We start from the raw sequence: 14,142 nt of genomic DNA, 5'->3' as shown, positions 1-14,142 counted from the left end.
ATAAATGAAGCTCTCTTTTCGAAAGGAATCGATAGAACACCAGCAGACTAAGTGGATTGGTAAAGCATTATTAACCCCCTCTGCCCCAGCTTGGCTAGTTTTGGGATTGTCACTTCTCTTTTTAACGATCTTCATTGCAGCGTTAACCCTCTGCAACTACACCCGCCGTATAAACGTCTTTGGTGAGATAACCAGCGAACCTCGCTCAGTGAACATTTTCGCGACTCAGCAAGGGTTTATTTCAGACCGTTTTGTAAAGGTCGGTGATGTGGTTAAAAAGGGAGATCGTCTCTATCAGATCGATTTTAGCAAAGTTACCCACGGTGGCAATTTCAGCATTAAGACCCGGGAAGCAATAGAGTCGCAGCTGGTTCAAATAGAAAAGATTATCGACAAACTGCAAAAAAATAAGCAGCTGACCGTCGATAATTTACGAACGCAGAAACAGCATTACGAATTGGCCCATAGCCAATCCTTATCGTTCCTCATGGACGCCCGCAAGGGAGCGCAATTCGCTAAAGAGACCATGAAGAATTACTCGGATTACCATCTAAGAGGGCTTACCACGAAAGACCAACTGAGCGCGCAAACCTATAGTTATTATCAGCAGCAGAACAGCGTTCAGATACTGTCTAATCAGCGAATTCAAGAGTCACTACAGATAACCAACCTTGCTACGGAAATAGTCACTCGGGCGGCAGATTTCGACAACCAAATATCTCAGTCCCAGCTTGAACACAATAGCCTGCAACGGCAGCTAGCAGAATCTGATGCCAACAGCACGCGGATCATTGAGGCCCCGGCGGATGGCCGCATTGAGTCACTGAGCGTAACCCGCGGGCAGATGGTCAATCAAGGCGACAGTCTGGCGCAGCTTATACCCAGCACCTACTCGACCTACTACTTAGTGCTGTGGCTGCCAAACTCTAGCGTGCCTTATATTTCGCAGGGAGAGAGCGTAAATATTCGCTATGAAGCCTTCCCGTTCGAGAAATTTGGTCAGTTTCATGGCCAAATTGAGAGCATTGCCTACGTGCCGGCTTCAGCCCAAGAGATGGCAACCTATAGCAACTCCCCTATCGGCCAGCCCAATCGACAGGGCGAGGCTTACTACAAAGTGATGGTGGCTTTAACGGAAACTCACTTTCGCCATCAGAATAAAACCTTGGCGCTTTCGAGCGGCATGAAGGCCGAATCCACCCTGTTTTTGGAGAAAAGGCCGCTCTATCAATGGTTGTTTTCGCCCTTTTACGGCATCCGAAAAAGCGTCGCTGGGCCGGTAAATGGATAAAAGCTTTTTTAACGATCTCAGTGCAAAACTGAATCTATCCTGGCGGCGCAAAGTGCCACAGATATTGCAGACCGAGGCCGCGGAGTGCGGATTAGCGAGTCTGGCAATGGTGTGCCACTACTACGGCGCGCGTATCGACCTCTTCAATCTTCGCCAGCAGTTTGGGCTCTCCTCTCACGGTGCCACGATGTCGATGCTGATAGACGCAGCCAGCAGCTTAAAAATGAAAAGCCGGGCTTTATCTCTTGATCTTGAAGAGATTAATGCCTTGAAAACCCCCTGCATTTTACATTGGGATATGAACCATTTTGTGGTGCTTATCGCCGTGCGTCGCGGGCGGGTGGTCATTCATGACCCGGCGTTTGGTCGCAGAGTCTTGGGTATTCAGGAGGTGTCGAAACACTTCACCGGCATGGCGTTAGAGCTGTGGCCAGATAGCGAATTCACTCCCGTCACCAAGCGTAGCAAACTGAGTTTTCGCCTTCTGTTATCCAATATTGGCGGCTTGAAAGGCGCATTGATCAAGATTTTCGCGCTGTCGGTAGTGATTGAAAGTATTAATCTGCTCATGCCGGTGGGCACCCAGCTCATTATGGATCACGTGATTCTGGCGAGTGACCACAACCTGCTGTCTCTGATTTGCATCGGGCTGCTATTTTTTATTTTGTTCCGAACGGCTATCTCAATGCTGAGGTCGTGGACATCAATAGTGATGGATGCGGTTATTGACATCCAATGGGTAGCCGGTGTTTTTGACCATTTGATCAAGCTTCCCCTCTCCTATTTCGAGAAACGCAAACTTGGGGATATTCATTCTCGGTTTGGCTCTTTAGAAATTATTAGAACCACTTTCACCACCAGCATAGTAAATAGCATTATCGATACCATCATGACCGTTGGCGTATTTATCATGATGCTGTTTTATGGCGGCTGGTTAGTGTGGGTGGTACTGGGTTTCACGACCCTCTATATCATTTTACGTTTATCAACCTACAACTATTATCGCCAACTCTCTGAAGAGCAGTTAGTCAAAGGAGCCAAGACTGACTCTCATTTTATGGAAACCCTATATAGCATCAGCACCATTAAATCTCTGGATCTGGCGGGTTCGCGCTCACAATTTTGGATGAATCTAAACGCCGATACGGTGAATGCCGATATTAAACTCACCAAAATGAATATGCTGTTTGGCGGCATAAACTCACTGATTGCCACCCTCGATCAGGTGGTTATTCTGTGGCTAGGAGCCTCTCTGGTGATTGAAAATCAGATGACATTAGGCATGTTTGTGGCCTTCAACGCCTACCGTGGTCAGTTTTCTGAGCGCGCCTCAAGCCTCATCGATATGCTGCTGGCCCTGCGAATGCTCAGCCTGCATAACGAAAGAGTCTCAGACATCGTGCTTTCTGATAAAGAAAAACAGATGCCCAGCCAGGCTGTATTTCATGTTGGAAAAGCACTCTCTTTCGATGTCCACCAGTTGTCTTACCAATATGACGACATTTCAAAGCCATTAATTAGGGATATGAGTTTTCATATTCATTCCGGCGAAAGCGTGGCAATAATCGGTCCGTCGGGCATTGGCAAGACAACATTAATGAAATTGATGTGCGGATTATTAGTACCGACATCAGGAACGCTGCGGGTTGATGGTGTAGATATACATGCCATAGGTATTAATAATTATCGCAAATGCATCGCCTGTGTGTTGCAAGACGATAAACTTTTGGCCGGTTCAATTGCGGAAAATATCGCCGGATTTACCTCGTCTGCTGATAATCAGTGGATTGAAGAGTGCGCGCAGCGCGCCAATATTCACGAAGAGATCATTACCATGCCGATGGGTTATGAAACCTTAATTGGCGAGCTGGGCGGAAGTTTGTCCGGAGGCCAGAAACAGAGATTGCTGATTGCCCGAGCCTTGCATCGCCGCCCGAGCATCCTCTTTATGGACGAAGCCACCAGCCATCTCGATCTTGATAACGAAGCCTGTATTAACGCGGCGATCTCAGCGCTGCACATTACCCGAATCATTATTGCCCATCGCCCATCAACCATAGCTTCAGCAGGAAGAGTCATCAGGCTTGAACCTCCCGCCTTTTGACCCTCACTTTCGCCTTTAACCGCCCTGCTTTACGGTGTATGGATCGCGCCATTCGGCAAACGGCTTTGGGTCCATTCATGTGGGCGATAGACCACCGGGAATTCCTCTGCGGCTTTAGCATCGAAGCCGACGCCGATCCCTGCCTTTTCAATTGGATAGAAGTAGCCACCTTCGGGTTTCACTGCGTCCGGGAACACGCGCTGGGTGTTAGCGGGATAGGCCACGAACTCCTGAATCGCCGCGTTGTGCAGATGAATGTTCAGATGGGTATTCACCGCCGCGCCGATCGGCGTCATGTCCGGCGGGCAATGCCAGGCAAGGCGCACGCCGAAGCTTTGGCAGAAGCTCCCCAGCTTGAGGGCCGGGGTGATACCGCCAATCTGTGAAACGTGGCAGCGGATAAAATCAATGCGGCGATTGATCACCAAATCTTTCCACTCGGCCGGGTTGTTGAACAACTCACCGGTCGCCAGCGGCACGGCGGTTTGATTGCGGATCTGCTCCAGCCATTCGTTTTGGTGCGGCGGTAGGATATCTTCGATGAAGTACGGGCGGTAGGCTTCCACCTGTTTGGCGAACTGCAAAGCCTGCTGCGGGAATAAGCGCTCATGGACGTCGTGCAAGATATGGAAGCGATTGCCGTATTTCTCGCGCAGCGCTTTGAACATCGCCAGCGTGTTGTCCATGTACTGATCTTGGTCGTAGTACGCGCCCTCGGTCGGATTTTTGGTACCGTGGAAGTCCTGCGCGTTGCCGCCGTAAAACCCCAGCTGGCAGCGAATATGGCGATAGCCTTCCGCCAGCAGGCGATCTACTTCAGCATACAATCCTTCCAGCGTGTCACTGGCCGCGTGGCTGTAAGCGGTGATCGCGTCTTTAGATTTCCCGCCAAACAGTTGGTAGAGCGGCATATCCGCCAGTTGGCCTTTAATGTCCCACAGCGCCATATCTATTCCCGCCACAGCGTTGTTCATCACCGGGCCATTGCGCCAGTAAGCGTTGACCATCATCATCTGCCATAGGTCTTCAATATGGTTGGCGTCGCGGCCTATCAGCAGCGGCTTAAGGTACTCATCCACCATCAGTTTTACCGCCAGCGGGCGCTGCTGGAAGGTCGCGCAACCCAGTCCGCGAATGCCTTTATCTGTCTCAATCGTCACCACCACCAGATTATGGCGATCGGGGCGAGTTATCTGGCATTCAATATTTGTAATAAGGGTGGGCTGCATAATTTATTCCTCGGTGGCTCACATAAAACTGCTCTTAAAAAGCTATTTATCGAGTAACCATGATGGATGGAAATAATCTGATTTCATCAATTTCACCCTATTTTAAACCCTGTTGTAAACCTTAAATTTAATTCATTTTAAATGGTTTGGCATTCAGCATCGAAGATCAGTAAAAACCATACCAATTTGCTATAACCTCCACAAATCACCGCCGTTCAGGGTGGTTTTGTGAGTTGTATCATGTTTTATTGGTTTGTTTTTGTCGGCATGGAACATTAGTATTCCATGCTATTCACGTCATTATTTTCGACTTCATAATAATAACTGTTCGCAGTGGGGTTTTTATGGCAAAAACAGAAGCAATGCAGAAAATTATCCAGCTTGTGGGTGGGCCAGAAAATATTAATAAAGTCTGGCACTGCATGACTCGGCTGCGTTTTGATCTGATTGATGAAAATAAAGTGGCGTGGCAGGAAATTAAAGCCCTGCCCGGCGTATTAGGTGCGCAAAGCCAAAGTGAGCAGGTGCAAATCATCATCGGCCCGAAGGTGAATGAGTGGTATGAGGAGATAGTCAGCCATCTTAAGCCAGTGACGCTGGAAAAAGCCGATAAACCGAAAGCGCGTAAAGGGCTGGTGTCGCTGTTTATGGATACCGTCTCCGGCGTTTTTGGCCCAATCGTTCCGGCCATCGCGGGCGCGGGTATGATCAAAGGTCTGCTGGCCGGGCTGATCGCGCTGAAAGTGATTTCAGCCAAGAGCGACACGGTGATGGTTATCGACCTGATCGCCAGCGGGGTGTTTTACTTCCTGCCCTTCTTCCTCGCGGTGTCTGCGGCGAAAATCTTTAAAACCAATGAATATTTAGCCGCGGCGGTAGCAGCCTGCCTGATGTACCCAACGCTTATCGACGCCGCCAAGGCACTGGCCAGCCACACGCCGGGCGCGGCCAGCGCGATTTACTTTATGGATGTCATTCCGGTCTCGGTGTTTAACTACTCGGCAAGCGTGATCCCGGTGATTTTCTCGGTTCTGGCGCTCAGCTACATTCACCGCTGGGTAGACAGGTTTATGCCGGACGTGCTGAAGACCGTGTTCACCCCAACGCTGACGCTGTTTATCGCCGCGCTGGTGTCGCTGTCCGTGATTGGACCGGCGGGCATTTACCTCGGCAAGCTGCTGGCTTTCTTCATTCAGGGGCTGTTTGACGTCTCGTCGGTGTTCGCGGGCTTTATTGTCGGTGCCATCCGGCCAGTGGCAATTTTGACCGGCATGCACCATGCCATGACGCCGATTGCCTTGCAGAACTTCACCGATCAGGGCTGGGATATGTTGATGCCAATGATGTTCATGGCCAACATGGCGATTGCCGGTTCCACCTTCGCCATCTACTTCCACGTGAAAACTCGCGAGGAGAAGACGCTGGTAATTTCCGCCGCCGTCTCTGGCTTACTGGGAATTACCGAGCCAGCGCTGTTTGGCGTGTTGACCCGCTATAAGAAAGCCTTTATCGCTACCACCATCAGCAGTTCGATTGCCTCGGCCTTCATCGCTTTCTTCGGCGTGCGGCTGTATGGCTATATCCTGTCGAGCATTTTCAGCCTGCCGGCCTACATCGGCCCTTACTTTATCTACATCCTGATGGGGGTGACTATCGCGCTAGTGCTGTCATTTACCCTGACTTATATGCTGGTGGTAAGAGGCGATAAAATCTCAGAATCACAAAATCCTGAGATTATAGCATCCCAGGATTCACACTAAGTGACAGGCCACTCGATGCCCCGCTTCGCCAATGGCGCGCAGCAGGGGCACTTCCTGGCGACAACGCTCGGTGGCTAGCGGGCAGCGCGTGTTGAAGCGACAGCCTGACGGCGGCTGCGACGGGTCAGGGATCTCACCTTTGGCCATCGCCACCGGCACGCTGCCGGGCTCTAAACTCGGCACCGCAGCCAGCAGAGCCTGAGTGTAAGGATGCAGCGGCTGGCGGAACAGGGTGTCGCGATCGGCCGTTTCGACAATCTGCCCGAGATACATCACCGCCACGTCATCACACAGGTGCTCCACCACCCCAAGGTCGTGGGAGATAAACAGGAAAGTGACGCCGTGGTCATCGCGCAAATCTGAAAAAAGATTGATGATTTGCGCCTGAATCGACACGTCCAGCGCCGAGATAGGTTCATCGGCAATGATAAAGTCTGGTTGCAGGATAAGCGCCCGGGCGATACCAATGCGCTGACGCTGCCCGCCGGAAAACTCGTGTGGGAAACGGTTGTAGTGCAGCTCGGATAAGCCGCAAATCTTCATCACCTCCAGCACTTTGCTGCGCAGCTCGCCCGGCGCGCACAGCTTGTGCTCAAGCATCGCTTCGCCGATGGCATCACCCACGCGAATTCGCGGGTTCAGCGAGCTATAGGGATCCTGAAATACCAGCTGGATTTTTGGCCGCAGGGCTTTCAGCTGTTTGGGCTTCAGTGCCGAGAGGTCTTCGCCGCGAAACTTCACGCTGCCCGCCGTCTTGTCATATAAGCCGAGCAGGGTTCTGCCGACCGTGGTTTTGCCACTCCCCGACTCCCCCACCAGCCCAAAGATAGAGCCTTTGCGGATGTTGAAACTCACACCATCCACCGCGCGAAGCTGGCCGGTCACCTGCCCGAACACGCCATTTTGGATTGGAAAATGCTTTTTCAGGTCTTTCACTTCGACCAAATATTCTGTCTTCACGGCTGTACCTCTAATGGCGACGCGGTGGCAAGCCCGCTGGCGGGCAAACCACTGTAGAAACAGGCGGCCTGACGGGTCTCCCCCACCAAAGCCGGAATGCCCTGACGGCAACGTTCGGTGGCTTTGGCGCAGCGCTCGGTAAATGCGCAATATGGCGGCAGCGCGGTAAGGCTCGGCACCTGACCGGGGATGGAATATAAGCGGCGGCGGCGTTCGCCGGGCACTGGCCTTGAGGCAATCAGCCCCTGCGTATAAGGGTGCCGCGGGTTGCGCAGCACGTCGGCGGTCGGCCCCTGCTCGACGATTTTCCCGGCGTACATCACCACCACGTGGTCAGCCATTTGGGCGATAACGCCGAGGTCGTGGGTGATGAGCATCAGCGCCATGTGCTGGCGCTGGGCCTGTTCGCGTAGCAAGGTGAGGATCTGCGCCTGCACGGTGACATCCAGCGCGGTGGTCGGCTCGTCGGCAATCAGCAATTTAGGTTTGCAGCTCAGCGCCATGGCTATCATCACGCGTTGCAACATGCCGCCGGAAAGTTGGTGCGGGTAGCTTTCCATCAGGCTTGCGGCGCGGGCTAAGCCGACTTCCGTCAGCAAAGCCGTGGCCTTAGCCCATGCGGCTTTGGGTTTATCCCCGAGATGGCGAATCAAGGGTTCGACCAGCTGCTCGCCGATGGTCAGCACCGGGTTCAGCGCGCTCATTGGCTCCTGGAAAATCATCGCCAGCTCGTTGCCGCGCAGATCCGCCATGCGGGAAGGCCGCAGGGTCAGCAGATTGGTGCCCTCGAACCAGATCTCGCCGGAGTCGATGCGTGCCGACTGCGGCGGCAGTAGCCCCATCAACGACATGGCGGTGACGCTTTTGCCGCAGCCGGACTCACCGACCACGCCGACCGTCTGGCCGGGCATCACGTCGAAACTCACGCCTTGCACCGCACGCACTCTGCCCTGCTCGCTGGAAAACGACAGCGACAGGTTGTTAAAACTGACTAAAGGTTGCGTCATGGCGTTAACCCCGCTTCATTTTTGGGTCTAAGGCGTCACGCAGCCCGTCGCCCAGCACGTTAATCGCAATCACGGTGAGGAAGATGGCAATGCCCGGCGGCATCCACAGCCACGGACGGCGCTGGAAGTCGATCAGACTGTTGGCGGCATCCATCATGTTGCCCCAGGAGGCCATCGGCGGCACCACGCCCAAACCGAGGTAGCTCAGCGCGGACTCCATCAAAATGGCGTTGGCAACGGCCATGGTGGCCATTACTACCAGAATCGGTACCGTGTTCGGCAGTAAGTGACGGAACACGCGACGGCGGGAAGAGAGCCCCAGCACCTGCGTCGCCAGCATAAACTCGCGCTCGCGCAATGAGAGGATCTGCCCGCGCACCAGGCGCGCCAGCTTCGGGCATTCGATCAGGCTCAGCATCACGATCACCATATAGATGCGCGAGTCCGGCGAGAAATCCAGCTCGGACAGCATCGCGCCCATTACCAACAGCAAAGGCAAAGTGGGAATGGTCATCATTAGGTCGGCAAGGCGCATGACGATTTTGTCGGTCAACCCGCCGACATAGCCGGAAAGCGCCCCGAGCAGATAGCCCAGCGTCACCGAGAGCAGCATGGTCAGCAGGCCGATAACCAGCGAGATGCGCCCGGCCAGTAGCAGGCGGGTATAGATATCGCGGCCCAAAAAGTCGGTCCCTAGCCAGTGCTGGGCATTAGGGGCTTTGTTGATCATCAGGGCGTCAGTGGCTTCATCGCGCCACGGGGAAAACATCGGGCCAAACACGCACCACAGCGCCATAACCGTCAGCAGAATGAGGCTAAACATTGCCAGCGGATTGCTGCGTAATGCCTTCCACGCCTGATGCAGTGGTGAAGGCGTGGCCTGCGCCAGCGCGGGGATTTGCGCCTTACGCAGCCGACGCTGGCTGGAGAACAGAGAAATTAACATTATGACTTCACCCGAATACGTGGATCAGCCCAGGCATAAAGCACGTCAGCGATCAGGTTGCCAAGGATGGTGAGCACCGCCAAAAACAGCGTGAATCCCATTAATACCGGGTAATCGCGGGCGGCCAGTGAGTCGATATTGATATGCCCGGCTCCCGGCCAGTTAAAGACCTTCTCGGTGATGATCGCGCCAGAAAAGAGCCCCGGCAGCTCAAAGCCCATCAAGGTAATGAGCGGCAACAGCGCGTTGCGTAGGGCATGCTTGAAGATAACCGTTCTTTCGCGCAGCCCTTTGGCGCGGGCGGTACGGATGAAGTCCATCCGAATGACATCCAGCATGCTGGCGCGGAAATAGCGTGTCAGGCTTCCTGCTTGCAACATGACCAACGCGAGCACCGGCAGGATCAGGTGTGCCGCAACCTGCATCACCCAGGGCCACCCTGTCGCATCGCTGCCGGTATTGGTCATGCCGCCAACCGGCAACCAATGTAAGTCCACGGCAAACCATTTGATGAGCAGCAAACAGAGGAAGAAGGTGGGGAAAGACATGGCGGCGAAAATCACCACGCTGACCACGTGATCAAACAGCGAATAAGGTTTCAACGCTGAGACAATGCCCACCGCCAGCGCGATGCCCCAATAGAGCACCATGGAGATCCCGGCTAGCAGGAAGGAGTTCCAGATATATTGATTGAGCAGCTGGCTGACGGGAATTTGATATTGCAGCGAAAAGCCGAGGTTGCCCTGCAGCAGCTGGCCCAGCCAGCGGAAATAGCGGGTAAACACCGGCTGATCGAGGCCGTAAAGCGCTTTGAGTTCGGCGGCACGTTGCGCCGTCAGCGTCACGTTGCCATCAATGAAATCGCCGGGAGTTAACGCAAACAGCATGAAGATCAACAGCGAGGCGAGGAACAGCATCGGGATGGTTTGCAGCAATCGCCGCAGAATGAAATTTCTCATGACGTTCTCATTGCCACTGCCGATCAATGACCGGCAGTGGCGTTATTTCTGATTATTTAACCACTTTCACATCTGGCAGGCTTCCCGTCAGACCGTTGTAGATATCCGGTTTGAAGCCTGTGACCCGTGCGCTACTGGCCGAGAGAATTTTATGGTTTGCCAACAGAATCACCGGCGGATCGTTCGCCAATACCTGATACAACTTATGGTAAATCGGCTTACGTTTTTCAATGTCCAGTTCAGCATTGGCCTGATGGATCAGTTCATCTACCTGCGGGTTATTGTACCCACCCTGAGTGGCGGCTTCTTTGCTATAGAAATCCCACACACCGTCGTGCGGATCGTTCAACGTACTGGTGCTAAAGGAGGCCAGATCGTAGTTGCCCGCCTTGCGTTGGGACATCAGCGCGTTGAAGTCCAACACCTGAGGTTTGAGCAGCACGCCAATCTGGCGGTAGTTCTCTTTGGCAATCGGGATCAGCGCGTCGTTCAGCACTTTCTTGCTGACCAGCAGCGTCAGTTCAAGGCGCTTGCCGTCTTTCTCACGGATGCCGTCAGAGCCAACTTTCCAACCCGCTTCGTCCAGCAGTTTCTTGGCCTGAGCCGCGTCGTATTTGTATTGATTCACGCCCTCGGCGTTGTAAGCCCAAGAGATTGGCGAGATCGGCTCATTGGCTACGGTACCGTAGCCCTGATAGACCACGTCGACCAATTTTTGGCGATCAAGACCGTAGATCAGCGCCTGACGGACTTTGACATCTTGCAGGGCCGGGCGGTGGAAGTTGAACTCAATCTTGCTGTAATCGCTGGAACCATAAAGGTTGATGTTGGCGAAGCCCAGTAGCTTGAGCTGCTCGATATCGTCTGGGCGCGAGGTAAAGGCGTCGTAGTCGGTGTCACCGGTCTGGAACAGCTGGAAGTTAGTCGATGGGTTGGTCACGCGATAGATAAAGCGCGGCGTTGGCGGCACGCCTTTATAGTAATGGGTGTTGGCGTGGAAACGGATCTCCTGCCCAGGAATGTATTTTTCGTAAACATACGGGCCATTGCCCAGCGGCTTGCCGTGCAAGGTTCTCAATTCATCGAGATTGCCGCGGGAATAGCCTTTGCCGTAATAGGCTTTTGACAGAACCGGGCCGCCGATTTTTTGCAGCGTCGTGGCGCCCGCCTCTGTGGTGGTCACTTGCAGGGTCTGCGGGTCGATCACCTTCAGGCCAGATACGCTATCTACTTTACCGGCTTTGTAGTCATCACCGCCGACGATATGGGCTAATGAAATGTCGGTGTCGCCATCATATTTCGGGTCATAAAGTACGGTCAGCGTGAACGCCACGTCTTCAGCGGTTAACGGCGATCCGTCGCTGAAAGTCAGGTTAGGATGAAGCTTGATGGTGTAGGTTTTTCCATCGGGGGATACGGTCCAGCTTTCAGCTAAACCTGGGACAGATTCGCCGTGACTGTTTAAATCGATCAGTCGGGCAAAAATCACGTTAGTGACGTTTTCGTCCCAACCGTTGACGAAGAAGTAAGGGTTAAAAATACCCTGAGGTTCAGAGATACCCGCGATCACGGTATCTTTGCGTAACTTAGCCGCAGCGGGGATCTGGCTGGCATCGGTGGCAGGAGTAATGCCTTCTTTTAGCTGCTCGTCAGCAACAGACAGAGAGGAGAATAAAAGAGAGCCACAGAGCACTGCCAGCTTCAGTGGCGTAAAGCGCGGCAGGCCGCGGGTCTTAGAATCGTGCAGAGACTTTGCCAAAAGACGTTCCTCATCAAGGTATTTGCATTAAATTTTACAAAACGCGTCAAAGAGTAAGGTCGGGTTTTCGGCTTGTCTAACAACGAAAAAGTATGGCTTATAGCAATTTTGTACTGGCACTCTGCTAGTAAGGGTGAACCAGACAGCAGCTTATACTTACGCCTAAAACGACTATTAATAAAGAATGTAACGGAGGAGTGTCCCGATGATGATTTACAACGTGTTCGGCCGCCTGCTGGGCGTCAAGAAAATCGACGGTCGCTGGCAGGTTTTCAACGTGACGCTGCCAGAGAGGAAGTACTCACTTAATCATCAGGTCGCTATTCCTGACTTTATAGAAGAGCATGAGATAGCCACTTACCTTGGTGACATCTTCCACGAGGCGGCCACAGAAAAGCACCCGGATGTGCTAAAGGTGGAATGATTTCCTGCTCTCACCCAGTAAGCGCTTACTAACTTACAAGGCCATATTACAAGCGCCCTCCCCTGAGGGAGAGCGCCAAAATAAGGTGTTATTCAGAAGTTAATTACGCGTAATTACATTGATATTAGAAGACGTTGTGTATTCGCTGCGATATCACTTAGCGGCGGCTTTTTTACTGCGCGAACCCACTTCGGCCATCACTTCTTTCTGTTTGTTTTTATCGCCAATGATCTTGTACCAGCCAGCCAGCTTGCGAAGATCCGGCACTGCTGATTTCTCGTCAGCATCATAAGCGGCTAATTTAATTCGATAATCTTCGAAAATAGCGATGCAGCGACGCGCCCACTCCCCCTCTAACTGTGAACCTGCCACGGCGCGAGGACGGCGCGGTAAGCGTGGTCGCATAGGCTTGGTGGCCTCTGGCGTGGACTCGTCCATGTAGGCAAATTTGATTGAAACCACGGTTCTGCCGCTTTTTACCGGCTCCCATACCACTGAGATATCGGTATTGGCGTTGATCCGATTGATGGTCGGTTCCAGCAGCTTCTGGCGGAAATCGCGGTAATCCTCGTATTTACCGGCCAGCCCGGCCTTCTCACGCATCCAGTTAAGATCCAGCGTCACCTCAATGGCTTTACCGGGACGGCGGCCGTAAAGGTTTTTAGCTTTGATCAACCAGCCATACAGCCGTACTGAGAATGGCGTATCTAGCTTGGCGATGTTGGCGAAATTAAGTTTAGTAAAAGACTCTTTTAATTCATAGAGATAGGGTGCAACGTCTTGGCCGAAACGCAGCACGACGGCGCTATGATCGTCGCTGCTAACATACTCAAGTCGTGAGAACCAGGAGAGCTGAACCGTGCGGATCTTGCCGGTTTTAGCATCAGGTTTGTAGATAGTGACCGGCTTTTTCATCAGGCTTTCAGCGGCTTCGCGCAGCTGCCTGTGGCTGCTGGTGGGGTTCACGCCATAGATCCGCTGATAATCCTGAGGGAAAAGCCGGTAAAGAGTGTCTGGCTGTGGTTTCCTGCTATCGATTTGGGCTAAAGCCAAATTGAGTAACCGCATCTCATCAAGGGTTACGCTATACGCCCCCTCGAGAAGATCATTTCCCTGAACAACGGTTAGTTTATTGAGTTCCATGTCGCAGGATCCATAGGTGGAATGTAGACAAATTATTCCACATATAAATTGCTGCCGTAAAGCAAAAATACTAACTAATTAATTCTTTTATATCATTGTGTTATGTGGCTTCCAAAAAAGTGCGATCAGGAAATTTCTCCACATAAGATTTTTCGAGATGTCTCGCAAGATAAGATCCTTGGCGATTCGTGACGCAGAGCGAACAGGAAATTCTTCCACATTAAGCGATAAGGATCGCACTTCGCCGCGCAACCCAATGTGAGATTTCTTTCGGTTTGGATCAGGAAATCTCTCCACATATAAACTTTCGACAGGGTTATTGGGTTGTGTGATCAAGCTCTCATCTCGCAATTTACCGGTTTTTAGCTGTGCCGATGCCCATTACAGGAAATCTTTCCACATTAGCCTCCACCAAACAGCATGAAAAGTTTCCACATATGGACTGATGCGATGCAACAGGAAATTTCTCCACATATCGCCCTCCCCTTGTTAGAGAAACGGCTACCAACAAGGGATCCAGACAATCGAACAGGAAATCTTTCCACGTATGCAGAGATGTT

The 14,142-nt window shown here is 52.5% G+C and carries 11 protein-coding genes; 4 read left to right on the top strand and 7 right to left on the bottom strand.

Annotation, left to right across the window (positions count from 1 at the left end):
- Positions 1-4: 4 nt before the first annotated feature.
- Together ACT3RR_RS16920 and ACT3RR_RS16915 are read left to right on the top strand one after the other, a co-directional pair.
- Positions 5-1,291, top strand: coding sequence for an HlyD family secretion protein (locus ACT3RR_RS16920; RefSeq protein WP_496200793.1), 1,287 nt, complete (start codon positions 5-7; stop codon positions 1,289-1,291).
- Positions 1,284-3,395, top strand: a complete 2,112-nt coding sequence (locus ACT3RR_RS16915; RefSeq protein ID WP_496200787.1) for a peptidase domain-containing ABC transporter — start codon at positions 1,284-1,286, stop codon at positions 3,393-3,395. Before ACT3RR_RS16920 ends, ACT3RR_RS16915 begins: the two co-directional genes overlap by 8 nt.
- 29 nt (positions 3,396-3,424) lie before the next feature.
- Here the strand turns inward: ACT3RR_RS16915 and ACT3RR_RS16910 are convergent, their stop codons facing one another.
- Positions 3,425-4,624, bottom strand: a complete 1,200-nt coding sequence (locus ACT3RR_RS16910) for an enolase C-terminal domain-like protein (RefSeq protein ID WP_485903396.1) — start codon at positions 4,622-4,624, stop codon at positions 3,425-3,427.
- A 344-nt stretch (positions 4,625-4,968) separates the two neighbouring features.
- Here ACT3RR_RS16910 and ACT3RR_RS16905 point away from each other — a divergent pair, with 344 nt between their 5' ends.
- Positions 4,969-6,384: a PTS transporter subunit EIIC gene (locus ACT3RR_RS16905; protein WP_353504237.1), complete on the top strand. Its 1,416-nt coding sequence runs from the start codon at positions 4,969-4,971 to the stop codon at positions 6,382-6,384.
- On the opposite strand, the gene ACT3RR_RS16900 is transcribed toward ACT3RR_RS16905, so the two are convergent.
- From ACT3RR_RS16900 to ACT3RR_RS16880, 5 genes are read right to left on the bottom strand one after another with little or no spacing between them, the layout of a single operon-like run.
- On the bottom strand, positions 6,376-7,344 hold the full coding sequence (locus ACT3RR_RS16900; protein WP_496200786.1) for an ABC transporter ATP-binding protein: 969 nt from the start codon (positions 7,342-7,344) through the stop codon (positions 6,376-6,378). The genes ACT3RR_RS16905 and ACT3RR_RS16900 overlap by 9 nt on opposite strands.
- Positions 7,341-8,351 carry an ABC transporter ATP-binding protein gene (locus ACT3RR_RS16895; RefSeq protein ID WP_485903399.1) on the bottom strand — a complete coding sequence of 337 codons (1,011 nt, stop codon included), beginning with the start codon at positions 8,349-8,351 and terminating at the stop codon, positions 7,341-7,343. The genes ACT3RR_RS16900 and ACT3RR_RS16895 overlap by 4 nt, the downstream gene beginning before the upstream one ends.
- Before the next feature lie 4 nt (positions 8,352-8,355).
- Positions 8,356-9,297, bottom strand: coding sequence for an ABC transporter permease (locus tag ACT3RR_RS16890; protein ID WP_353504240.1), 942 nt, complete (start codon positions 9,295-9,297; stop codon positions 8,356-8,358).
- Positions 9,297-10,256: an ABC transporter permease gene (locus ACT3RR_RS16885; protein ID WP_353504241.1), complete on the bottom strand. Its 960-nt coding sequence runs from the start codon at positions 10,254-10,256 to the stop codon at positions 9,297-9,299. Before ACT3RR_RS16885 ends, ACT3RR_RS16890 begins: the two co-directional genes overlap by 1 nt.
- Positions 10,257-10,308: 52 nt before the next feature.
- Positions 10,309-11,961 carry an ABC transporter substrate-binding protein gene (locus ACT3RR_RS16880; protein WP_496200792.1) on the bottom strand — a complete coding sequence of 551 codons (1,653 nt, stop codon included), beginning with the start codon at positions 11,959-11,961 and terminating at the stop codon, positions 10,309-10,311.
- A gap of 259 nt (positions 11,962-12,220) precedes the next feature.
- On the opposite strand from ACT3RR_RS16880, the gene ACT3RR_RS16875 reads away from it, so the two are divergent.
- On the top strand, positions 12,221-12,439 hold the full coding sequence (locus ACT3RR_RS16875) for a DUF7661 family protein (protein WP_353504243.1): 219 nt from the start codon (positions 12,221-12,223) through the stop codon (positions 12,437-12,439).
- A gap of 153 nt (positions 12,440-12,592) precedes the next feature.
- Here the strand turns inward: ACT3RR_RS16875 and ACT3RR_RS16870 are convergent, their stop codons facing one another.
- Positions 12,593-13,582, bottom strand: coding sequence for a replication initiation protein (locus tag ACT3RR_RS16870; protein ID WP_353504244.1), 990 nt, complete (start codon positions 13,580-13,582; stop codon positions 12,593-12,595).
- Positions 13,583-14,142 lie beyond the last annotated feature (560 nt).

This window comes from Ewingella sp. AOP8-B2-18, assembly GCF_052376015.1.
GTDB classification, from domain to species: domain Bacteria; phylum Pseudomonadota; class Gammaproteobacteria; order Enterobacterales; family Enterobacteriaceae; genus Ewingella; species Ewingella allii.
Note: the sequence above shows the minus strand (reverse complement) of the source record. Positions and strands in the feature narration are given on the sequence as shown.

Bases quoted from the DNA above. Each gene is read 5' to 3' on its own strand.
- ACT3RR_RS16915 (WP_496200787.1), top strand. From the start codon at position 1,284: ATGGATAAAAGCTTTTTTAACGATCTCAGTGCAAAACTGAATCTATCC.
- ACT3RR_RS16885 (WP_353504241.1), bottom strand. From the start codon at position 10,256: ATGAGAAATTTCATTCTGCGGCGATTGCTGCAAACCATCCCGATGCTG.
- ACT3RR_RS16905 (WP_353504237.1), top strand. From the start codon at position 4,969: ATGGCAAAAACAGAAGCAATGCAGAAAATTATCCAGCTTGTGGGTGGG.
- ACT3RR_RS16875 (WP_353504243.1), top strand. From the start codon at position 12,221: ATGATGATTTACAACGTGTTCGGCCGCCTGCTGGGCGTCAAGAAAATC.
- ACT3RR_RS16870 (WP_353504244.1), bottom strand. From the start codon at position 13,582: ATGGAACTCAATAAACTAACCGTTGTTCAGGGAAATGATCTTCTCGAG.
- ACT3RR_RS16910 (WP_485903396.1), bottom strand. From the start codon at position 4,624: ATGCAGCCCACCCTTATTACAAATATTGAATGCCAGATAACTCGCCCC.
- ACT3RR_RS16920 (WP_496200793.1), top strand. From the start codon at position 5: ATGAAGCTCTCTTTTCGAAAGGAATCGATAGAACACCAGCAGACTAAG.
- ACT3RR_RS16890 (WP_353504240.1), bottom strand. From the start codon at position 9,297: ATGTTAATTTCTCTGTTCTCCAGCCAGCGTCGGCTGCGTAAGGCGCAA.
- ACT3RR_RS16895 (WP_485903399.1), bottom strand. From the start codon at position 8,351: ATGACGCAACCTTTAGTCAGTTTTAACAACCTGTCGCTGTCGTTTTCC.